The sequence below is a fragment of the Streptomyces sp. B15 genome, from assembly GCF_018070605.1.
Lineage (GTDB): Bacteria > Actinomycetota > Actinomycetes > Streptomycetales > Streptomycetaceae > Streptomyces > Streptomyces smyrnaeus.
In genome coordinates this window covers 98,791-120,959 of the sequence record NZ_JAGPXJ010000007.1, presented here as the reverse complement: position 1 = coordinate 120,959, position 22,169 = coordinate 98,791, and the positions used below count along the sequence as shown (strand labels likewise).

Sequence of the window (22,169 nt, the reverse complement as noted above, 5' to 3'; positions counted from 1 at the left end):
TCAGCCCTCGCCCAGCAGCTTGCCGTCCGAGGTCTCGAACTGCTTCTTGAACTTGTCGACCGCGTCGCTCAGGGCCTGGATCGTGTCGTCCGACATCTTCGCGCCCTCGCGGATGCCGGTCATCAGGGCCTGCTCCTCGCGGTGCATGTAGTCCAGCAGCTCGCGCTCGAAGCGTCGGATGTCCTCGACCGGGACGTCGTCCATCTTGCCGTTGGTGCCGGACCAGATGGAGACGACCTGGTCCTCGGTGGCGAACGGCGCGTACTGCGGCTGCTTGAGCAGCTCGACCATGCGCTTACCGCGCTCCAGCGACGCCTTGGACGCGTCGTCCAGGTCGGAACCGAAGGCGGCGAACGCCTCCAGCTCGCGGTACTGGGCCAGGTCCACCCGGAGCGAACCGGTGATCTGGCGGATGGCCCGGTGCTGGGCCGAGCCACCGACGCGGGAGACGGAGATACCGACGTTCAGCGCCGGGCGCTGGCCCGCGTTGAACAGGTCGGACTCCAAGAAGCACTGCCCGTCGGTGATGGAGATGACGTTGGTCGGAATGAACGCCGAGACGTCGTTGGCCTTCGTCTCGACGATCGGCAGACCGGTCATCGAGCCCTTGCCCATGTTGTCCGAGAGCTTGGCGCAGCGCTCCAGCAGCCGGGAGTGCAGGTAGAAGACGTCACCCGGGTAGGCCTCACGGCCCGGCGGGCGGCGCAGCAGCAGCGAGACGGCACGGTAGGCGTCGGCCTGCTTGGACAGGTCGTCGAAGACGACCAGCACGTGCTTGCCCTGGTACATCCAGTGCTGACCGATGGCCGAGCCGGTGTAGGGGGCGATGTACTTGAAGCCGGCCGGGTCGGACGCCGGGGCGGCGACGATCGTCGTGTACTCCAGCGCACCGGCCTCCTCCAGCGCGCCGCGCACGGACGCGATGGTGGAGCCCTTCTGGCCGACGGCGACGTAGATGCAGCGGACCTGCTTGTCCGGGTCGCCCGAGCGCCAGTTGTCGCGCTGGTTGATGATCGTGTCGACGCACAGCGCGGTCTTGCCGGTCTGACGGTCGCCGATGACGAGCTGGCGCTGGCCACGGCCGATCGGGGTCATGGTGTCGACGGCCTTGTAGCCGGTCTCCATGGGCTCGTGCACCGACTTGCGCTGCATGACCGTGGGGGCCTGCAGCTCCAGGGCGCGGCGGCCCTCGGCCTCGATCTCGCCGAGGCCGTCGATCGGGGCACCCAGCGGGTCGACGACACGGCCGAGGTAGCCGTCGCCGACCGGGACCGACAGGACCTCGCCGGTCCGCTGCACCGACTGGCCCTCTTCGATGCCGCTGAACTCACCGAGGACGACCGCACCGATCTCGCGCTCCTCGAGGTTGAGGGCGAGGCCGAGGGTGCCGTCCTCGAACTTCAGCAGCTCGTTCGCCATGGCCGAGGGCAGCCCCTCGACCTTCGCGATGCCATCGCTGGCAGCGCTGACCGTACCGACCTCTTCGCGCGAGGCCGCGTCCGGCGTGTACGACTGGACAAAGTTCTCCAGCGCGTCCCGGATCTCATCCGGCCGGATCGTGAGCTCCGCCATCTGGGTTCCCTGCTCTCCTTGTTGGGCCCGTAAGTTCCTTCGGGCTCCGGGGGGTGACTCGGTGACTCCCCCGACTCCCTTGTACGGCCCAACTCGGGCCGCGTTCGTGCTTGTTGAGTTGGTTGGCGCTCAGCGCCGGGTCCTGCTGCGGCTGCCTCAGCCCGCCATCCGCCGCTGGGTCTCGTCCAGCCGGTCGGCGATGGAGCCGTTGATGACCTCGTCGCCCACCCGCACCGTGATCCCGCCGAGGACCTCAGGGTCCACGTCCAGGTTCAGATGCACCTGGCGCCCGTACAGCTTGGCCAGCGCCGCGCCCAGGCGCCGCTTCTGCCCGTCGCTGAGCGGCACCGCGGAGGTGACGACGGCGACCGAACGGTTACGGCGCTCGGCTGCGAGCTGGGACAGCGCTTCGAGCCCACCATCAAGGCTACGTCCCCGCGGCTGGGTCACCAGCCGGGTGACCAGACGCTCGGTGGCCGGCCTGACCCGGCCGTCCAGCAGCTGGTGCACCAGGGTGCGCTTGGCCTCGGCCTGGGCCGTGCGGCTGGCCAGCGCCGCACGCAGGTCCGGCGAGGAGGCCGCGGTCCGCCCGAAGCGGAACAGCTCGTCCTCGACGTCGTCCAGCGAGCCGTCCCGCTCGGCCGCGATCAGGTCGGCCAGGTCGGCCAGCTCCTCGACGGCGTCGACCAGGTCACGCGGCGCGGACCAGCGGGAGCGGACCATGCCGGAGACCAGGTCGGCGGCCGGGCCGCTGAGCCGGCTGCCGAGCACCTGCCGCACCAGCGACGCCTTGGCCTCGCCGTCCTTCGCCGGGTCGGTGAGGACCCGGCGCAGCGAGACCTCACGTTCCAGCAGCGCCGTGACGGCGGCGAGCTCGTCGGCGAGGGCCGCGGCGTCGACCGACGTGGAGTCGGTCAGCGCGGTCAGGCTCTCGCGCGCGGCGGCAAGCGCCTGGCGGCTCGCACCGTTCATCGGGCGGCTCCGCTGGCGTCGGCCTCGGCAGCCTCTTCGAGCCCGTCGAGGAAGCGGTCGATGACACGGCTCTGCCGGGCGTGGTCCTCCAGGGACTCGCCGACGAGCTTGCCGGCCAGGTCGGTGGCGAGCTTGCCCACGTCCTGGCGGAGCGTGTGCGCGGCCTGCTTGCGATCGGCCTCGATCTGGGCGTGGCCGGCGGCGATGATCTCCTCACGCTGCCGCTGGCCCTCGGCGCGCATCTCGGCGATGAGCGCGGCGCCCTGTTCCTGTGCCTCGGCACGCAGCCGGGCGGCCTCATGGCGGGCCTCGGCGAGCTGGTCCTTGTACTGCTGCAGTACGTCGGCAGCTTCCTGCTGAGCCGCCTCGGCCTTCTCGATGCCGCCCTCAATGGCTTCACGACGCTCTTCCAGCACCTTGTTGATGCTCGGAAGGAGCTTCTTCCACAGGAAGAAGAAGACGATGGCGAATGCGATCAGGCCGATGACCAGCTCTGGGATCGGCGGAACGAGCGGGTTCTGCGGAACCTCGGTCTCCGCCATGTGTACCAGGGCGTTCACGTCAGTGCCTTCCGTCGGAAATGGGTTCGTTCGCTCGGTACGTCAGGAGCGGAAGATGAAGCCCATGACGATGCCGATGAGGGCCAGCGCCTCACAGAAGGCGAAGCCGAGGATCTGGTTCTGACGGATCAGACCGGCCGCCTCGGGCTGGCGGGCCAGCGCCTGGGTGCCGTTACCGAACACGATGCCGACGCCGATGCCGGGGCCGATGGCGGCGAGGCCGTAGCCGATCGAACCCAGGTTGCCGGTAACGCCTTCGGTGGCGGCGAGGTTGACCATGTCGAGAGCAGCGGACATGCCGTTACTTCCTTCTCTGTACGGACCGGCGGGGGTTGGCCGCCGGACAGCTGGGGATTGTGCGGTAAAGGGGTTGCTCAGTGTTCCTCGACGAGCGCGCCCTGGATGTAGGTGCAGGTCAAAAGGACGAAGACGTACGCCTGGATGAGCTGGATGAACAACTCGAAGGCGACCATCACGATCGTCATCACGAAGGAGACGGCCGAGTAGGCGATCCCGATGCCGTTGAGCATGTACCAGGTCGCGATCGTGAAGAGAACCAGCAGCATGTGTCCGGCGAACATGTTCGCGAAGAGCCGGACGGCGTGCGTGAAGGGGCGCACCAGCAGGTTCGAGAAGAACTCGATGACCATGACCAGCGGCCGCACCCCACCGGGGAGCGACGGGTCGTACCCCGTGAAGTTCTTGAACGCGCCGACGAAGCCGTGCCGCTTGAAGGTCAGCGGGACCCAGATGAGGTAGACCAGCAGCGCGAGGCCGAGCGGGATCGAGAAGATCGAGGTCACCGGGAACTGTGCGAGCGGGATGACCGACCACAGGTTCATCACCCACACGAAGAAGAAGAGCGCCACCACCAGGGGGACGTACTTCTCGCCTTCCTTCTTGCCGATCGTCTCGTAGACCACGCCTCGGCGGATGAAGTCGTAACCGGCCTCGCCGATCATCTGGAGTTTGCCGGGCACCAGCTTCGGCTTGCTGAAGGCGGCCCAGAAGAACGCCACGATGGCGAACGTGCCCACGAGGGCGAGCAGGATCGGCTTGTTGAAGTCGAATCCGCCGATGCTGAACATCGGCTCGAAGACGAACGAGTGGAGCCCTGGAGCCTCGAAGCCGCAGCCACTGAAAAGGTGGCAGTCGGTCTCAAAGGCGAGCATCTGGTCAGCACTCACCGCGGGCTCCTTCTGCATGGCGCATGAAAACGGCTACCTCGTTGTGTCGGCGCGGCGTGCGGCCACGGAACGGCACTGGTCTTTGTCTTACGAATCGGGGGCGGCGGCTGATCAGGGTGCGAAAGTGTCCGTTCCGTCCGTGGGATCCGGAAATGGAGGGCACTCTGCCGTCCCCTGTCTGCTGCGCCGCAGTTGGCAACGGACGATAGCAGTTGCTCGAACGAGCGCTTATCCCGCCCCTACGTGGCACTGGCCTTCTCGCCGGAGCCCGAGGTCGGTTCGACGTACATGATCTTCGCCTTCAGGTGGGCCCTGCCCTGTGCCGCCACCCACACAACAGTGGCGCCGAGCAGTGTGAACGCGAAGGTCGAGGTGTCGAAAAGGGTCGTATCCCGGAAGACCACCAGCACGACGAACAGCAGCAGAATCTGCGTCGTGTACAGAAGCAGCCCCATCGCCTGAAAGAGGTGCGGAAAGGAGCGCGCTACCCGCTGGAGGACGTAAACGCCGAGACCCATGAAGAGGATCACGACGAGTGCTCCGGCCGCGGCACCGATGGCGCCCTTACCTGCTGCGAACACGGCGCTGATCGCTGCGGCCACGACACCGGCTACGGCGGTCGGGACGGCGCAGTGCAGGAGCATGCGTGCGTCGTTCGACTGCATGTGGTGTGCTCCGGGGAAATCGGGGGACGAGGGTCGTCGATGACGAGCGTAGCCCCGGCGTGGAGGACGGACCTCCCGGCAGAAGGGCCCGCGGGAGTGCGAGACTTCGGCTGGCCACCGGGTTTCGTGAACGGTATCACAAACTATTTGATGAGGTCTTTACCTACTTGGTGTGCCTCCTGTCACACAGGGGTGTGACAGTGCGCGTTCGCCACTGACGGCGAACGCTATGTCTGGTATAAGGCAATTCCCCGGGCATCGAGCTGCTCAGTCGTGGCTGTTGATCTTCTTGGGCCTGGTGAACTGCCGGCGCTCCCCGATGGCCGTGGCGCCGTTGAGACCGGCCATCGCGGGCTCACGCTCGGCCTCTTCGGCCGTCTCGCCCGCGGGAGCGGGGTCCTCACCGGGTCCGGGCGGGGTCGCCGCGGCATCCGCCGCCGGCTCGGGCTCCGACAGCGACCGCCGGTACCGGGGCGGCAGCACCCGCTGCGCCCACCCGGGCACCCGGGGCGTGTAGCGCGGCATCAGCAGCACCACCAGACCCACAGCGCTCAACAGCACGACCGCCAGCACGATCGCCAGGCTGGAGGAGCGCACCGAGAACGCCACGGCGCCGAAGGCGATCAACGCGGCCCAGAAGTACATGATCAGCACGGCACGGCTGTGCGAGTGCCCGATCTCCAGCAGCCGGTGGTGCAGATGGCCCCGGTCGGCAGCGAACGGCGAACGCCCGTTCCAGGTGCGCCGCACGATCGCCATGACCAGGTCGGCGACCGGGATGGCGATGATGCTCAGCGGCAGCAGCAGCGGCATGTACAAGGGCACCATCGTGTGCACGGCGGACTTCACCGAACCGGTGTGCTCGACCATCACGTCCGGGTCCACCTGGCCGGTGATGGAGACCGCACCGGCCGCCAGCACCAGGCCGATCAGCATGGAGCCGGAGTCGCCCATGAAGATCCGCGCCGGGTGCATGTTGTGCGGCAGAAAACCCACGCACATGCCCATCAGTACGGCGGCGAACAGGGTGGCGGGGGCCGCCGCCTCGATGCCGTAGCCGTACCAGATGCGGTACGCGTACATGAAGAACGCCACCCCGGCGATGCACACCATGCCCGCGGCGAGGCCGTCCAGCCCGTCCACGAAGTTCACGGCGTTGATGGTGATGACGACCAGCGCGACCGTCAGCAGCGTGCCCTGGAAGGGGGTGAGCGCGACATTGCCCACGCCCGGCACCGGCAGCCACAGGATCGTCAGCCCCTGGAGCACCATCACACCGGCGGCGATCATCTGCCCGCCCAGCTTCACCAGCGCGTCGACGCCCCACTTGTCGTCCAGCACACCGATCAGCCAGATCAGACCGGCGCCCGACAGCAGGGCGCGGGGCTCGTCGGAAAGGGTGAACAGCTCGCCGATGTTGGTCAGTTGCGAGGCCACCAGCAGCCCCGCGCACAGCCCGCCGAACATCGCGATGCCGCCCAGTCGCGGCGTCGGCTCCCGGTGCACGTCACGCGCGCGCACCGGCGGCATGGCGCCCGCCGCGATGGCGAACTTCCGCACCGGCCCGGTCAGCAGATAGGTGACCGCGGCCGTGACGCACAGCGTCAGCAGATATTCACGCACCGATTCCCCAAAAGTCTCGCGGGCTGTTCAGGCCCACACCATAGGACACGCTCACTCCTGCCTGCTGGTTCTCCGTGGTGCCGCTACGTGTGCGCGGGAACCCCCGTCAACGCGGTGACCACCGGGTCCAGCGCCCCGCTGATCTCCTCGCCGACGCTGCGGAAGTACGGGATCGGGGCACCGTAGGGATCGTAGATCTCGTCCGCCTCCGGGCTGGGCGCCAGCAGCCAGCCGCGCAGCGCGGCCGCCGCCTGGACCAGCGCGCGGGCCCGCTCCACCACGCCCTCGGCGCTGCCGGCCGCCGGCAGGGTCGCGGGGTCTATGGCCCGCACCAACCGGGTGAACTCCTTGAGCGTGAAGGTGCGCAGGCCCGCGGAGTGGCCCATGGAGATCACCTGGGCACGGTGGTCGCGGGTGGCCGTCAGCACCAGGTCGGCCCGGATCACATGCTCGTCCAGCAGCTCGCGCCCGGTGAAGTCCGAGGCGTCCGCACCGTGTTCGAGCAGCACGGCCACCGCGTTCTCCTCCATGGGCGCGCCCTCGTGGCCCCAGGTTCCGGCGCTCTCGACCACGAGGCCGCCCATGCGGCTCTCCCCCAGCCGTTCGGCCAGGGCATGCCGGGTGAGCCGCTCGGTGATCGGCGAGCGGCACACGTTGCCTGTGGAGACGTGGAGGATACGGAACGCGCCGTCGGCGCCGCTTATGCCGCCGGCCTCGGCCGGCCCACGCCCGGGTGGGGCGGTCACTACGGGGCCACCTCCAGGCCCGGCACGACCTTGCGCAGCTCGTCGGCCCCGATGGCGCCCGCGCGCAGCAGGACGGGCACCGAGCCGGTGACGTCCACGATGGAGGAGGGCACGTTGTCCTGGGTGGGGCCGCCGTCCAGATAGACGGCGACCGACTCGCCCAGCATCTCCTGGGCCGCGTCGCAGTCCATCGGCGCCGGGTGCCCGGTCAGGTTCGCCGAGGAGACGGCCATCGGGCCGAACTCGGTCAGCAGCTCGATGGCCACCGGGTGCAGCGGCATCCGCACGGCCACCGTGCCATGGGTCTCCCCCAGGTCCCAGGTCAGCGACGGCTGGTGCCGCGCCACCAGGGTGAGCGCGCCGGGCCAGAAGGCGTCGACCAGTTCCCAGGCCGTCTCGGAGAAGTCCGTGACCAGGCCGTGCAGCGTGTTCGGCGAGCCCACCAGCACCGGGGAGGGCATACCCCGGCCGCGGCCCTTGGCCTCCAGCAGATCACCGACGGCGTCGGCGCTGAACGCGTCCGCGCCGACGCCGTAGACGGTGTCCGTCGGCAGCACGACGAGTTCCCCGCGCCTGACGGCCGAGGCGGCCTCGCGCAGCCCGGTCGCCCGGTCGGTCGCATCGGAGCAGTCGTATCGCCGTGCCATTACGGCACCTCCCTGCGTGCGGTGGCAAAACGGGGCCGGTTGTTGAGGTCGGGGTGGTCCGCGGCGTCGGCCCAGCCGCGGTCCTCGGTGAAGATCCATGGCACCTGCCCGCCCTGGGTGTCGGCGTGCTCGATGACCACGACGCCGCCGGGGCGCAGCAGCCGGTGCGCGGTGCGCTCCAGACCGCGGATGACGTCCAGGCCGTCCTCTCCGGAGAACAGCGCGATCTGCGGATCGTGGTCGCGGGCCTCCGGCGCCACATACTCCCACTCGGTGAGCGGGATGTAGGGAGGATTGGAGATCACCAGGTCGACCTGGCCGTCCAGCTCGGTCAGCGCGGTCCGCGCGTCGCCCTGGTGCAGCGTCACCCGCGAGCCCTCGACATTCTTGCGCGCCCACACCAGCGCCGCCTCGTCCAGCTCCACGGCGTGCACCCGGGAGCGCGGCACCTCCTGGGCGAGCGCGAGCGCGATGGCGCCGGATCCGGTGCACAGGTCCACGATCAGCGGCTCGGCCACGTCCATGGCCCGTACCGCGTCTATCGCCCAGCCGACCACCGACTCGGTCTCCGGCCGGGGCACGAAGACACCGGCCCCGACGTGCAGCTCCAGATAGCGGAAGAAGGCCCGCCCGGTGATGTGCTGGAGCGGCTCGCGCGCCTCGCGGCGGGCCACCGCCTCCCAGTAGCGCGCGTCGAAGTCGGCGTCGGCGACCCGGTGCAGCTCGCCCCGTGAGACACCGTGCACCCAGGCGGCCAGTTCCTCGGCGTCGAAGCGCGGCGAGGGCACGCCCGCATCGGCGAGCCGCTGGGTGGCCTGCGCCACCTCGGCAAGCAGCACGTTCACTCCGTCCCCCTCCCGGGCGTCACTGAGCGGCGGCCAGTTTGGCCGCGGAATCCGCGTCCACGCACGCCTGGATGACCGGGTCGAGCTCGCCGTCCAGCACCTGGTCCAGGTTGTACGCCTTGAACCCGACACGGTGGTCGGAGATGCGGTTCTCCGGGAAGTTGTAGGTGCGCACCCGCTCGGACCTGTCGACCGTACGGACCTGGCTGCGGCGCGCGTCGGAGGCTTCCTTCTCGGCCTCCTCCTGGGCGGCGGCCAGCAGCCTGGCACGCAGGATGCGCAGGGCCTGCTCCTTGTTCTGGAGCTGGCTCTTCTCGTTCTGGCAGGAGACGACGATGCCGGTCGGCTCGTGGGTGATGCGCACGGCCGAGTCGGTGGTGTTCACCGACTGCCCGCCGGGCCCGGAGGAGCGGTAGACGTCGATGCGCAGATCGTTCGGGTTGATCTCCACGTCCACGTCCTCGGCCTCGGGCAGCACCAGGACACCCGCCGCCGAGGTGTGGATACGGCCCTGCGACTCGGTGGCCGGCACCCGCTGCACGCGGTGCACACCGCCCTCGTACTTCAGCCGCGCCCACACGCCCTGGCCCGGCTCGGCCGACCCCTTGGTCTTCACCGCGACCTGCACGTCCTTGTAGCCGCCGAGATCGGACTCGTTGGACTCGATCAGCTCGGTCTTCCAGCCGTTGCGCTCGGCGTAGCGCAGATACATCCGCAGCAGGTCACCGGCGAACAGCGCGGACTCGTCACCGCCCTCGCCCGCCTTGATCTCCAGGATGACGTCCTTGTCGTCGCTGGGGTCGCGCGGGACCAGCAGCAGCCGCAGCCGCTCGGTCAGCTCCTCGCGGCGCCGCTCCAGCTGCTTGACCTCGTCGGCGAAGTCCGGGTCCTCCGCGGCCAGTTCCCGCGCGGTGCCGATGTCGTCCCCGGTCCGCTTCCACTCGCTGTAGGCGGTGACGATCGGGGTGAGTTCGGCGTAGCGCTTGTTGAGCCGGCGGGCGCCCGCCTGGTCGGCGTGGATCGCCGGATCGGCGAGCCGCCGTTCCAGGTCGGCGTGCTCGCCGACGAGTTCCTCGACCGCCTCGAACATCGTGGCCATCCCTTACTGATGAGTGGGGGCGCCGCTTCGCCGGGTGAACGGAGCGGCGCCGGGGCGCTGAGCACCAAAAGAGCGCCGGGCCGCGCTGCCCCGCAGGGCAGCCGCGGACCGGCGCTGCAGTGTCGCTACTTCTTGGCGCTGCCGGCGCTCTTGCCGAAGCGGGCCTCGAAGCGGGCCACGCGGCCACCGGTGTCGAGGATCTTCTGCTTGCCGGTGTAGAACGGGTGGCAGGCCGAGCAGATGTCGGCGCGGATCATGCCTTCCGACATGGTGCTACGCGTGGTGAACGAGTTGCCACAGGTGCAGCTCACCTGGGTCTCGCGGTACTCGGGGTGAATGTCGCGCTTCAAGGTGACTCCTAGGTTCGGGAGGGCACCGGGTCGGGATACGGGTTGTTTCCCGTGAACCGGGGCCGACGGTCCAGTTTGCCACTGGTTCCCGCACCCCCCAAAACCGGGGGGAGGCGCCCGGTATTCCTCCGGCCCCCTTGGTCGGCCCGCCGGCTCTCGTCAGCGCGGCGCCGGTCCGCTTCCGCTCGCCCGCCAGCGACAGGTCCGCCCGTCCGTCAGCGGCCGGTCCGCCCGTCCGGCTCCGCCTTGGGCGCCGCCTGGGCCTTGCCCTGCTGCACCACATCGCCTATGTCGGTCTTGTCGCCCGCCGAGCCCTTGGTGGCGGACTTCGGCACCGGCCTGTCGTGCTTGATCGCCGACCAGACCTTCTTGGTCTTCGAGTCGATCTGCACGACACGGTTCGGGTCGTTCGGGTCGTACCTGACCGGCAGCGTCGTCATCTGGATGTCGTCGGACTTGATGCCCTTGAGCATCTTCGCCATGCCGGTTAGCTTGCTGACCGAGTCCAGGTCCGAGTCGGTGGTGATCGCGGAGGTCGCGGTGTCGGCCAGGTCGTAGAGCTTCTTCGGGCTGCTGAACACCCCGACGCTGTTGACCTGGTCGATCAGCGCCTTCAAGAACGCCTGCTGGAGCTGGATACGGCCCAGGTCGCTGCCGTCCCCCACCCCGTGCCGGGTACGGACCAGGCCCAGGGACTGCTCACCGTTGAGGCGGTGGGTGCCCGCCTTGAGATTCAGATGGCTGTCCTTGTCCTTGATCGCCTCGTGGGTGGTCATCTCGACGCCGCCCAGGGTGTTGATCAAGCGCTGGAAGCCCGCGAAATCGACCTCGAGGTAGTGGTCCATCCGCACGCCGGAGAGGGACTCGACGGTCTTGACGGCGCAGGCGGGGCCGCCGACCTCATAGGCCGAGTTGAACATGGCCCGCTGCGCCGGAACGGTTTTGTTGTCCACCGACTCGTCGCCCTTGCAACTGGGCCGCTGCACGAGGGTGTCCCGGGGTATCGAGACCACGCTGGCCTTGTCGTGCTTCTCGTTGATGTGCAGCACCATCGCCGTGTCCGAGCGGGCGGTGCCCTCGTCCTTGCCGTACTTCGCGTTGGCACCGGCGCGGCTGTCCGAGCCCAGCACGAGGATGTCCATCGAGCCGTTCGGCACGTCCTGCGGCCGGTCGGTGCCCAGGGCCGCGTTGATGTCGACGCCGGATATGTTCCCGTCCAGCTTGAAGTAGACGAACCCGAGACTCGTCCCGCCGAGCACGACCGCCCCCGCGGCGGTCCAGGCGGCGACCCGCACGGCACGTCGGCGGCCGCTGAGCGGCCTGCGGCGACGGCCGGAGGCACGTATGCCCCGGGAGCGGCGCGCTGCCGCCGTGTCGCCCTCGTAGCTGTCGCCCGCCATGGTCACTTCCCTCAGTCCTGCCTCGTGGCGCCGTTGTCCTGTGTGGACGTCGTTCCGGTGCAGACGTTGTCCCGTAGGGGACGCTGCATCTCGCCGGAAGGGTTGCACAACGAGTCACCGCGCGCCGTAAGCACGCGTGACGGGACAGCGGCGCACGGACCGGGCCGCAACCCGGCACTGCTCCCGTTTTACCTGCGACGACGTACCCGCGCCTGCCGAGACCACACCGGTCACCGGTCGGTAGGGCCTGTGGTCAAGCTCTCAGCAGCCAAAACGCACGGCGAGGGCCGCCCCACCGTGCGTGGTGGAGCGGCCCTCGCCTTCATCCGTCCGGGCGACAGCCCGACCGCCGGCCCCGGCCTACGGACCTGGGTCCTGGCCGTTGCCCGGCGTCGGGGCCGTCGTCTCAGTCCTGGCCGTTGCCCGGCGTCGGGGTCGTCTTCTGGATCTGCAGCAGGAACTCCGCGTTGGACTTCGTCTGCTTCATCTTGTCCAGCAGCAGCTCGATGGCCTGCTGCTGGTCCAGGGCGTGCAGCACGCGCCGCAGCTTCCAGACGATCTGGAGCTCCTCGTTCGCCATGAGGATCTCTTCCTTACGGGTGCCGGACGCGTCCACGTCCACCGCGGGGAAGATCCGCTTCTCGGCGAGCTTCCGGTCGAGCTTGAGCTCCATGTTGCCGGTGCCCTTGAACTCCTCGAAGATGACCTCTTCCATCCGGGAGCCGGTCTCCACCAGCGCCGCGGCGAGGATCGTCAGGGAGCCGCCGTCCTCGATGTTGCGCGCGGCGCCGAAGAACTTCTTCGGCGGGTAGAGCGCGGTCGAGTCGACACCACCGGAGAGGATCCGGCCCGAGGCGGGCGCCGCCAGGTTGTAGGCGCGGGCCAGCCGGGTGATGTTGTCCAGCAGGATCACCACGTCGTGGCCCAGCTCCACCAGACGCTTGGCCCGCTCGATGGCGAGTTCGGCGATGGTGGTGTGGTCCTCGGCCGGGCGGTCGAAGGTCGAGGAGATGACCTCGCCCTTGACCGACCGCTGCATGTCGGTGACCTCTTCCGGACGCTCGTCGACGAGGACGACCATCAGGTGGCACTCGGGGTTGTTGCGGGTGATGGAGTTCGCGATCGACTGCAGCACCGTGGTCTTGCCCGCCTTCGGCGGGGCCACGATCAGACCGCGCTGCCCCTTGCCGACCGGCGCCACCAGGTCGATGATCCGCGAGGTGAGGTGGTTCGGCTCCGTCTCCAGCCGCAGTCGCTCCTGCGGGTAGAGCGGGGTGAGCTTGTTGAACTCGGAACGACCCTTGCCGTCGTCGGGTGACATGCCGTTGACCGAGTCCAGGCGGACCAGCGCGTTGAACTTCTCGCGCCGCTCGCCCTCGCGCGGCTGGCGGACCGCGCCGGTGACGTGGTCGCCCTTGCGCAGGCCGTTCTTGCGGACCTGGGCCAGCGAGACGTACACGTCGTTCGGCCCCGGCAGGTAGCCGGAGGTGCGCACGAACGCGTAGTTGTCGAGGATGTCGAGGATGCCCGCGACGGGGATCAGCACGTCGTCCTCGGAGATCTGCGGCTCGAAGTCCTCCCGGCCGCCGCGCCGGCCCCGACGGTCGCGGTAGCGGCCGCGCCGCCCGCGACGGCCGCCACCGTCGTCGTCGAAGTCGTCCCGGCCGTCCCGGCGGCCTCCGCCGCCACCGGCCTGGTTCTGCTGGCCGCCACCGCCACCGCCACCGCCGCCGTCGTTCTTGTTGCGGTTGCGGTCGCGGTCCCGCTGGCGCTCGCGCTTGGAGGGGCGGTCCCCCTGCTGCTGCTTGCCCTCGCCGGAAGAACCGCCCTTGCCGTCCTTGTCGGACCGCTCGGACCTGCCTTCCTTGCCGTCCTGGGCGGCCTTGCCGTCCTGGGCAGCCTGCTTGCCGCCCTCACCGCCGGACTTGGCGTCCGTACGGCCCTCGGCGGTGTCGGCCGCGGCCTCGGCCTTGGTGCGGCGGCCACGGCCGCCCTCCTGGGCAGCCTTTGCGTCACCCTCGGTCTGGCCGGGGATGTCGATCTGCTGCTGGCTGCCGGAGGCGTCCTGCTGCGCGGCCTCGGCCTCACCGGTACGGGCCCGGGAGGTGGCGCGGCGCTTCGGCTTCGCCTCCTCGGCGCCGTCGGCGGACTTGCCGCTGCCGGCGGCCTTGTCGGCCTTGGCGTCCTTGGCCTGCTTGGTGTCGGCGGCCTTGCTGTCGGCGGCCTTGGCGCCCTTGCCCGAGGCGGCGGGCGCGGAGTCCGAACTGCCGCCCGCCTGGCGCTCCTTGATGACCTCGATCAGCTGGCTCTTGCGCATCCGTGCGGTGCCCCTGATGCCAAGGCTGGAGGCTACCTGCTGGAGCTCGGCCAGAACCATGCCCTCGAGCCCCGTGCCGGAGCGCCGACGCCTGGGTGCGGCACCGGAGGCAGGCGTGGCGGATGCGTCCGTAGCGGCGGGCGCCGCGGCACCGTCGGCTGCGGTATCGGCGTTCACGCCCATCAGATCGGTGGTGTCGCTCACGAAGGGTCCTTCCCTGGAGCGGACGTCGGCCAGTCTGGCTCGGCGACCGGTTGTGCTGTCCGGTTGGGGTCCTGTGTTCGCGGACCTGACCGGGGCGGTGGTCCCGCCTTGATGTACGGCGGGGAGATCAGTACGTGGGTTCGGCGTGAAGCCTCGACATGGATGTCCTTCACGTCGGCTCCGGAGCGTGTTCGCCCCTGCCCGGCAGTGGGCCGAGCAGTGTGGGAGGCTCCTGGGAGAAGAGGTGGTCCCTGCTGGGGCTGCCAGGGGAACACGCAAGCACCGCACTCTTCGAACCATCGCACTTTCCTGTGCGGGGCCCACGAGACTGCGAGTGCAGACTTGAGGTTAACACTACCGGATCCAACAAACATTCCCCCTCTCGAAGATCCGCAACCCGCCGTCACCGGGGCCCGCTGCCCGTGCCTCCCGGTGCGTTTCCGGGCCCGTTCCCGACCCCGTTCCCGGCCTCCTGCCCGGCGCCGTTCCCGGCATCGTTTCCGCTGGTCCGGGCCGTGGCGGAGAGCGGCAGGACGCTGGCTCCGGCCAGATCGAGGGAGAGCCTGTTGGCCGTCCAGCCGTCGCCCGCCAGCCGCGAGACCTTGTCGGCCTCGCCGTCGTCCGCCGCCAGCGCCAGAACCGTCGGTCCGGCGCCCGAGATCACGGCGGGAACGCCCTCGGCGCGCAGTCCGCCGACCAGTTCCGCACTCTCCGTCATCGCCGGGGCGCGGTACTCCTGGTGCAGCCGGTCCTCGGTGGCGGCCAGCAGCAGCTCGGGACGGCGCGTCAAGGCCTCGACGAGCAGTGCGGCGCGCCCCGCGTTGAACGCCGCGTCCACATGCGGCACGCTGCGCGGCAGCAGCCCTCGCGCGGTCTGTGTGAGCAGGGGCTTCGCCGGGACGAAGACCACCGGGACGAGGGATGCGGCGGGCTCCATCCGCAGCGCGCGGGCCGCGCCGCCGTCCGTCCAGGCCAGCGTGAAGCCGCCGAGCAGGCAGGCGGCGACGTTGTCGGGGTGGCCCTCGATCTCGGTGGCGAGCTCCAGCAGCGCGGTGTCGTCCAGCCGGGCCTCGCCGCCGGTGGTCACGGCGCGGGCCGCCATCACGCCGGCGCAGATGGCGGCGGAGGAGGAGCCGAGGCCGCGGCCGTGCGGAATGCGGTTGGCGCACACGACCTCCAGGCCGCGCGGCTGCCCGCCCAGCAGCTCGAAGGTGGTGCGCAGGGAGCGGATGAGCAGGTGGTTCTCGTCGCGGGGCAGTGTCTCGGCGCCCTCGCCCGCGATGTCGATGTGCAGCCCGGAGTCGGCGACGCGGACCACCACGTCGTCGTAGATCCCCAGGGCGAGGCCCAGGGCGTCGAAGCCGGGGCCGAGGTTGGCGCTGGTGGCGGGGACGCGCACCCGGACGGCGGCGGCGCGGAACGCGGGACCGGCCATCTCTCGATGACTCTCCTTGGTTTGGGTTTGCGGAGCACCCTCGACCGCGGCTGCGCCGGACCGGTCACGGCTCCGCGCTCACCCGCGGTGGGGACGTACGGGAGTCGGGGTGAAACTCAGCCTATCGAAGGTGGGTTCACTGGCGACATAGGGCGCACGGGAGGCGCACGATGCGTGTCGTGAGCCTCCCCGTGCTTCGGCGCGGTACGCATGCGTGCCGCGCACCGGACCGTTCCCGCCCGGAGGCGGAACCGGCCCGGGCGGAACCGGTACGGGTCGCTGGCCGGACGCTCCGCTTCGCGTGCTCCGAAGCGGGTGTCCGACCCCGCGCACCCCGTCCGGAAGCGTCCGGTGAGACCCGCATCAGGGATCTGCCCCGGAGCACGGCCCCGGGAAACCGCCCCGGCCGGAATCGGTCCCGACCAGTTACGGCGACCCGCAGTGGCAGCCGGTTCCCCCGCTGGCAGCCGACCGGCGGCTGCCGGTTCGGACCGGCGGCGACCGACCCACCGTGACCGACCGGCGGCAACCGGTTCAGACCAGTGGCGGGACCGCTGTCGCCGGGCGCCGGCTCAGACCAGGCCGAGCCGCCCGGCGGCGGCGTCCGCGTCGACGGGGACGACGATGGGCTGCGGCGCGCCCGCCACCGCCCAGTCCGGATCCTTGAGGCCGTTGCCGGTGACGGTGCAGACGACGCGCTGGCCCGGGTCCACCTTGCCCTGCTCGGCCGCCTGGATCAGCCCCGCGACCGAGGCGGCCGAGGCCGGCTCCACGAACACGCCCTCCTGAGCGGCCAACAGCCGGTACGCCCGAAGGATCTGACGGTCGGTCACCGAGTCGATGAAGCCGCCCGACTCGTCACGCGCCTGCTCGGCCAGGGTCCAGGACGCCGGGTTGCCGATCCGGATGGCGGTGGCGATGGTGCTCGGCTCCTTGACGGCCTCGCCGCGCACGATCGGTGCCGCGCCGGACGCCTGGTATCCCCACATCCGCGGCGTGCGGGTGGCCGGGCCGTCCTCGTGGTACTCCCGGTAGCCCTTCCAGTAGGCCGTGATGTTGCCCGCGTTGCCCACCGGCAGTACGTGGATGTCGGGGGCGTCCCCGAGCATGTCGACGATCTCGAAGGCCGCGGTCTTCTGCCCCTCGATCCGCACCGGGTTGACCGAATTGACCAGCGCCACCGGGTACTTGTCCGACAGCCCGCGGGCCAGCTCCAGGCAGTCGTCGAAGTTGCCGTCGACCTGGAGGATCTTGGCGCCGTGCACCAGCGCCTGCCCCATCTTGCCCAGCGCGATCTTGCCCTGCGGCACCAGCACCGCGCAGACCATCCCCGCTCGGACGGCGTACGCCGCGGCCGACGCCGAGGTGTTACCTGTGGAAGCGCAGATGACGGCCTGCGCCCCCTCCTCCTTGGCACGGGTGATGGCCATCGTCATCCCGCGGTCCTTGAAGGAGCCGGTGGGGTTGGCGCCCTCCACCTTCAGATGGACATCGCAGCCGGTCAGCTCGGAGAGCTTCTGGGCGGGCACCAGCGGGGTGCCGCCTTCACGGAGCGTGACGGGGGTGGTCTCTGGGGCGACCGGCAGGCGGTCGCGGTACTCCTCGATGATGCCGCGCCACTGCGGGCGCCCCGTGGAGCGTCCCGTCCCCTGGGCGGCGGACGCGGACGAGGCGGCATCGCCGACGGCGGCACGCATCTGTGACATCGGAGGCTCCATGACGGTCACTGTTCCTTGGCTCCCTTACTGACCATTGTCCGACGCTGCGGTGCTGTGGTGCCGCACACAGTCCGTCGCTGCGGCGCGCCGCACGCTCACTCCCCCTCGACCCGCATGATGCTGGCCACCCCGCGCACGGTGTCGAGGCCGCGCAGTGCCTCGACCGTCGCGCTGAGCGCCGCGTCCTGGGCCCGGTGGGTGACGACCACGAGCCAGGCTCCGTCGTGCGCGCCTTCCTTGCCCTTCTGCCGCACGGTGTCGATGGAGACACCGTGCTCGGCGAAGACCGTGGCCACCTGCGCCAGCACGCCGGGTTTGTCGGCCACGTCCAAGCTGATGTGATAGCGGGTGACCACCTCGCCCATGGGCGAGACGGGCAGCTGCGCATAGGCGGACTCGCCCGGGCCCTTGCCCCCGCTGAGCTTGTTGCGGCAGGCGGCCACCAGATCGCCGAGGACGGCGGAGGCGGTGGGCGAACCGCCGGCGCCGGGGCCGTAGAACATCAGCTGCCCGGCCGCCTCGGACTCGACGAAGACCGCGTTGTACGCCTCGCGCACCGAGGCCAGCGGATGGCTGAGCGGGATCATCGCGGGGTGCACCCGGGCGGTCACCGAACGGCCGTCCTCGGCGCGCTCGCAGATGGCCAGCAGCTTGACGGTGCACCCCATGCGTTTCGCGGAGGCGATGTCGGCCGCCGTCACATCGGCGAGGCCCTCGCGGTGCACATCGTCCAGGCGTACCCGGGTGTGGAAGGCGATACCGGCCAGGATCGCGGCCTTGGCCGCCGCGTCGAAGCCCTCCACGTCGGCGGTGGGGTCGGCCTCCGCGTAGCCGAGCGCGGTGGCCTCGTCCAACGCCTCGCTGTAGCCGGCGCCGGTGGACTCCATCCGGTCGAGGATGAAGTTGGTGGTGCCGTTGACGATGCCCAGGACCCGGTTGACCTTGTCGCCCGCCAGGGACTCGCGCAGCGGGCGCACCAGCGGGATGGCGGCGGCCACGGCAGCCTCGTAGAAGAGGTCGACGCCGTACTTCTCGGCGGACTCGTGGAGGGTGGAGCCGTCCTCGGCCAGCAGCGCCTTGTTCGCGGTCACGACGCTGGCACCGTGCTCGAACGCCGAGGTGATCAGGGTCCGGGCGGGCTCCAGGCCGCCGATGACCTCCACCGCCACATCGATGTCCTCGCGCGCGGCGAGCCCCGCCGCGTCGGTGGTCACCAGCTCGGGGTCGACACCCGCGCGGACCCGGTCGGGCCGGCGCACGGCGACCCCGGCCAGCTCGACCGGGGCGCCGATGCGCTGGGCGAGGTCCTCCGCGTGCGTCGTCATGATGCGTGCCACCTCTGAGCCGACGACCCCACAGCCCAGCAGCGCCACTTTCAGCGGACGCGTACGCATCATCTGACCTCTGTTTCTCGACGTTTTTTGTTTCTCGAAGTGCTTCGGCGTTCTTCGACTTCTTGTCGCCCGGACCGACGTCTTCTCGTCGTCCGGGCCGACGCCTTCTCCCGCGAGCCGACGTCCGGCCCGTCGGACCGGGCGTTTTTCGTCCGTCAAGTCTCACTTACCGAAACGGAGATTCCACGCCTGTTCCAGTATGTGGGACGTATATCTCGCTACCCGACATCGAGCCGCAGGAGATCTTCCTCCGTCTCGCGCCGCACGATGGCCCGCGCCTGCCCGTCCCGCACCGCGACGACCGGCGGACGCAGCGCATGGTTGTAGTTGCTCGCCATCGAACGGCAGTACGCGCCGGTCGCCGGCACGGCCAGCAGATCGCCCGGCGCCAGGTCCGCGGGCAGGAACGCGTCCCGTACGACGATGTCACCGCTCTCGCAGTGCTTGCCGACGACCCTGCTGAGCATCGGCTCCGCCTCCGAGGCACGGGAGACCAGCGCCACGCTGTACTCCGCGTCGTACAGCGCCGTACGGATGTTGTCCGACATCCCGCCGTCCACACTCACATACGTACGCAGCCCCTCCAGCTCCTTGATCGTGCCGACCTCGTACAGCGTGAAGGCCGTCGGCCCGACGATGGCACGCCCCGGCTCCACCGACAGCCGCGGCACCGCCAGCCCCGCCGCCTCGCACTCCCGCGTGACGATGTCACCCAGCGACTTGGCGATCTCGTGCGGCTCCCGCGGGTCGTCCTCGGGCGTGTACGCGATACCCAGGCCACCGCCCAGATCGATCTCCGGCAGTTCCACCCCGTGCTCGTCCCGGATCTGGGTGAGCAGCCCCACCACCCGGCGCGCGGAGACCTCGAAGCCCGCCATGTCGAAGATCTGCGAGCCGATGTGCGAGTGGATCCCGGTGAGCTCCAGGCTGTCCAGCATCAGCACCCGGCGCACCGCCTCGGCCGCCGGCCCCCCGCCGGCCTCCGGATGGGACGAGCTCCCGGCCAGCGCGAGCCCGAACTTCTGGTCCTCGTGCGCCGTCGCGATGAACTCGTGCGTGTGCGCCTCGACGCCCACCGTGACCCGAAGCTGCACCGGCTGCCGCCGCCCCAGCCGCTCAGCGATGTGCGCGACACGGGCGATCTCCTGGAACGAGTCCAGCACGATCCGCCCCACGCCCGCCTCCACGGCCCGGGTGATCTCCTCGTTCGACTTGTTGTTGCCGTGCAGCGCGATGCGCTCGGCCGGCATTCCGGCGGCCAGCGCGGTCGCCAGCTCGCCGCCGGAGCACACATCGAGGTTCAGCCCCTCCTCGTACAGCCAGCGCACGACAGCGCGGGAGAGGAACGCCTTCCCCGCGTAGAAGACGTCGGCATCCTGTCCGAAGGCGTCGCGCCAGGCGCGGCAGCGGGCGCGGAAGTCGTCCTCGTCCATCACATACGCCGGAGTGCCGAACTCCTCGGCGAGCCGGCGTACGTCCAGCCCACCGACGGAGACGGCCCCGTCCAGCGTGCGCTCGACCGTCTGCGCCCACACGCGCGCATCGAGCGAGTTCAGATCGGCCGGCGGCGCCGTGTAATGGCCCTCCGGGAGAACGTCGGCGTGCCGGGGTCCTGCCGGGTGTGCGGAACGGCTCATGATCGTGTCCCTGTGTCCCTGTTACTGAGTTCCAAAGTCCCTGGAGCCAAGGCTCTAGAGATGTACGGGTGCGGTGACGCCGAGCTGGGACAGGCCGCCTGCCAGCACCGCTCCGGTGGCCTCGGCGAGGGCCAGCCGACCGCGGTGGGCGGCCCCGGGTTTCTGCTCGCCACGGGGCAGCGGCTCGCCCGCGTCATGGAACGCGGCGAACGCCCCCGCGACGGCATCCAGATGCCGCGCCAGCGGGCCCGGCGCGGTGATCCGCGCCCGGTCGGCGAGCAACGCCAGCAGCCGCGCGCCGGCCGCACCGAGCGACCCCGCGCTCTCCGGCTCGGGCCTGAGCCCGAGCCGTCGGCCGTTACGCAGCAGGGAGCAGATCCGCGCATGCGCGTACTGCACCCGAAAGAGCGAGCTGGACCGCTCCGTACGCACCGCCAGCGCTTCGGGGTCCTCCCCGGTGACCGCAGCCCACCGCGGAATGTCCCGGCCAGGATCGTCGGTCGGCCCGGGGGTGAGGGGGGCGAGGAGACCGGCGGGGGCGGAGGCCGAGGTGCGGTCTACCGAGTCGCTGTCCACCGGCCTGCTCCCCGCGAGGGTGCGTACCAGCTCGATCCGGGCGGCGGACGTGAGCGTGACATTCACGAACCCTCCGCCGACGACCTCGGCCACCGAGACGGCGTCCTCGTCCCGTACCAACCGGGCGGCCAGCGCCTCCGCGACCTCGCGCGCGGGACGCCCACAGGCCGCGGCGACCTGGAAAGCGGCCCCGGTCGCGTAGTCCCCCTCGCCGCGCCGGGGCGGCGACTCGACGACGACGCGTACGCGGGCACAGAGGGACCCCGCGTCTGCGTCTTCCGGGAGCACACGAGGCAGCGTGTGCCGGATGGTGCGCGAGAGCTGGGCGGGGGTCACAGAGCAAGCGTATGGGAGGCGGGGTGGGTCTGCGCGAGCCGGTTTCGGCAGCTGGACGCCCACGCGGCCGAACGCGACCGCGCTGGTCACGCACTGCGGCGAGGGAGCGACGCAGGGCACCCGACCGACTCGACCACCCGGCCCCCAGAAGGCTCTCCCCTGGGCCCCTCTCCCCCGGCTTGCCCTTCCTCAGGGCTCGACGACCTCGGAGACGACACCGAAAGCGTCAGCCGCACCCCCGGAGCCACCGCTCTCCCCGCCGGCCCCTCCGGATCTCCCATGCATCAGACAGCGCACCATCCGCACCAGGTCCACGGGCTCGAACGGTTTCCCGAGAAACGCGTCCACACCTCTCTCCCCGTCGACCACACCCCCACCCTCCAGCTCGGTGCACGCGCTCACGAGCGCGAGCGGCAGGTGCCGCGTACGCGGATCGGCACGCAGCCGCTCCGCCGTACGCACCCCGTCCAGACGCGGCATCACCGCATCGAGCGTCACCACATCGGGCCGCACACGATGCACCACGTCCAGGCACTCGGCACCGTCGACGGCGGTCACCACCTCGAAGCCCTCGAGCTCGAGGTTGACCCTGATCAACTGCCGGATGACGCTGCTGTCGTCCACAACAAGCACCCGGCCGGACATACCTGGCACATCCAGAAGCGTAGGCGCGCCCCTCCACCTGCGTCCGGGTTTTGCCCATTTCCACCCCGCCCCCACCCTCCCGCACAACCCGTTCCTGCCCACCCCCGGTGACCTGGTAGTGTTCTACCTGTCGCCGCCAAGACGGCCACGCCCCCGTAGCTCAGGGGATAGAGCAACGGCCTCCGGAGCCGTGTGCGCAGGTTCGAATCCTGCCGGGGGTACTTCCACTGAAGTGCTGAAA

Annotated in this window: 20 protein-coding genes and 1 tRNA gene; 1 reads left to right on the top strand and 20 read right to left on the bottom strand. The window is 70.3% G+C overall.

Annotated elements, in window-relative coordinates:
• From atpA to KBY19_RS05730, 20 genes are all read right to left on the bottom strand, one after another.
• Positions 1-1,572 carry a F0F1 ATP synthase subunit alpha gene (gene atpA / locus KBY19_RS05825; RefSeq protein WP_210965296.1) on the bottom strand — a complete coding sequence of 524 codons (1,572 nt, stop codon included), beginning with the start codon at positions 1,570-1,572 and terminating at the stop codon, positions 1-3.
• A 156-nt stretch (positions 1,573-1,728) separates the two neighbouring features.
• Positions 1,729-2,544, bottom strand: coding sequence for a F0F1 ATP synthase subunit delta (locus tag KBY19_RS05820; protein WP_099884268.1), 816 nt, complete (start codon positions 2,542-2,544; stop codon positions 1,729-1,731).
• Complete coding sequence (locus KBY19_RS05815; RefSeq protein ID WP_180289759.1) at positions 2,541-3,104, bottom strand: F0F1 ATP synthase subunit B; 564 nt, start codon at positions 3,102-3,104, stop codon at positions 2,541-2,543. Before KBY19_RS05815 ends, KBY19_RS05820 begins: the two co-directional genes overlap by 4 nt.
• Before the next feature lie 42 nt (positions 3,105-3,146).
• A complete protein-coding gene (gene atpE / locus KBY19_RS05810) occupies positions 3,147-3,401 on the bottom strand; it encodes an ATP synthase F0 subunit C (protein ID WP_099884266.1) in 255 nt (84 codons plus the stop codon).
• 77 nt (positions 3,402-3,478) lie between these two features.
• Positions 3,479-4,309 carry a F0F1 ATP synthase subunit A gene (gene atpB, locus KBY19_RS05805; RefSeq protein ID WP_099884264.1) on the bottom strand — a complete coding sequence of 277 codons (831 nt, stop codon included), beginning with the start codon at positions 4,307-4,309 and terminating at the stop codon, positions 3,479-3,481.
• A 221-nt stretch (positions 4,310-4,530) separates the two neighbouring features.
• Complete coding sequence (locus tag KBY19_RS05800; RefSeq protein ID WP_099884262.1) at positions 4,531-4,956, bottom strand: hypothetical protein; 426 nt, start codon at positions 4,954-4,956, stop codon at positions 4,531-4,533.
• A 267-nt stretch (positions 4,957-5,223) separates the two neighbouring features.
• Complete coding sequence (locus tag KBY19_RS05795) at positions 5,224-6,579, bottom strand: MraY family glycosyltransferase (RefSeq protein WP_185018151.1); 1,356 nt, start codon at positions 6,577-6,579, stop codon at positions 5,224-5,226.
• 83 nt (positions 6,580-6,662) lie between these two features.
• Positions 6,663-7,283, bottom strand: a complete 621-nt coding sequence (locus tag KBY19_RS05790) for a protein-tyrosine-phosphatase (RefSeq protein WP_210965307.1) — start codon at positions 7,281-7,283, stop codon at positions 6,663-6,665.
• 41 nt (positions 7,284-7,324) lie between these two features.
• Entirely contained in the window at positions 7,325-7,972 is a 648-nt protein-coding gene (locus KBY19_RS05785; protein WP_099884258.1) for an L-threonylcarbamoyladenylate synthase, read from the bottom strand.
• Positions 7,972-8,817: a peptide chain release factor N(5)-glutamine methyltransferase gene (prmC, locus tag KBY19_RS05780; RefSeq protein ID WP_099884256.1), complete on the bottom strand. Its 846-nt coding sequence runs from the start codon at positions 8,815-8,817 to the stop codon at positions 7,972-7,974. The genes KBY19_RS05785 and prmC overlap by 1 nt, the downstream gene beginning before the upstream one ends.
• 19 nt (positions 8,818-8,836) lie before the next feature.
• Positions 8,837-9,907, bottom strand: a complete 1,071-nt coding sequence (prfA, locus tag KBY19_RS05775; RefSeq protein ID WP_099886784.1) for a peptide chain release factor 1 — start codon at positions 9,905-9,907, stop codon at positions 8,837-8,839.
• Positions 9,908-10,041: 134 nt separating this feature from the next.
• A complete protein-coding gene (rpmE, locus tag KBY19_RS05770) occupies positions 10,042-10,266 on the bottom strand; it encodes a 50S ribosomal protein L31 (RefSeq protein WP_099884254.1) in 225 nt (74 codons plus the stop codon).
• A 215-nt stretch (positions 10,267-10,481) separates the two neighbouring features.
• Positions 10,482-11,666: an LCP family protein gene (locus KBY19_RS05765; protein ID WP_099886783.1), complete on the bottom strand. Its 1,185-nt coding sequence runs from the start codon at positions 11,664-11,666 to the stop codon at positions 10,482-10,484.
• Between the two features lie 406 nt (positions 11,667-12,072).
• Entirely contained in the window at positions 12,073-14,187 is a 2,115-nt protein-coding gene (gene rho, locus KBY19_RS05760; protein WP_210956190.1) for a transcription termination factor Rho, read from the bottom strand.
• Positions 14,188-14,590: 403 nt separating this feature from the next.
• The gene (gene thrB, locus KBY19_RS05755) at positions 14,591-15,622 is read right to left on the bottom strand and encodes a homoserine kinase (protein WP_247690634.1); all 1,032 of its coding nucleotides are present in this window, start codon (positions 15,620-15,622) and stop codon (positions 14,591-14,593) included.
• 572 nt (positions 15,623-16,194) lie between these two features.
• On the bottom strand, positions 16,195-17,319 hold the full coding sequence (thrC, locus tag KBY19_RS05750) for a threonine synthase (RefSeq protein ID WP_099886782.1): 1,125 nt from the start codon (positions 17,317-17,319) through the stop codon (positions 16,195-16,197).
• A gap of 116 nt (positions 17,320-17,435) precedes the next feature.
• Entirely contained in the window at positions 17,436-18,737 is a 1,302-nt protein-coding gene (locus KBY19_RS05745; protein ID WP_210956189.1) for a homoserine dehydrogenase, read from the bottom strand.
• 215 nt (positions 18,738-18,952) lie between these two features.
• A complete protein-coding gene (gene lysA, locus KBY19_RS05740; protein WP_099884250.1) occupies positions 18,953-20,371 on the bottom strand; it encodes a diaminopimelate decarboxylase in 1,419 nt (472 codons plus the stop codon).
• Between the two features lie 54 nt (positions 20,372-20,425).
• Positions 20,426-21,283, bottom strand: a complete 858-nt coding sequence (locus tag KBY19_RS05735; protein ID WP_210965295.1) for a DALR anticodon-binding domain-containing protein — start codon at positions 21,281-21,283, stop codon at positions 20,426-20,428.
• A 189-nt stretch (positions 21,284-21,472) separates the two neighbouring features.
• On the bottom strand, positions 21,473-21,937 hold the full coding sequence (locus KBY19_RS05730) for a response regulator (protein WP_307842512.1): 465 nt from the start codon (positions 21,935-21,937) through the stop codon (positions 21,473-21,475).
• Between the two features lie 140 nt (positions 21,938-22,077).
• Between KBY19_RS05730 and KBY19_RS05725 the strand changes: the two genes are divergently transcribed.
• A tRNA-Arg gene (locus tag KBY19_RS05725) sits at positions 22,078-22,149 on the top strand.
• The last annotated feature ends 20 nt before the right edge of the window (positions 22,150-22,169 follow it).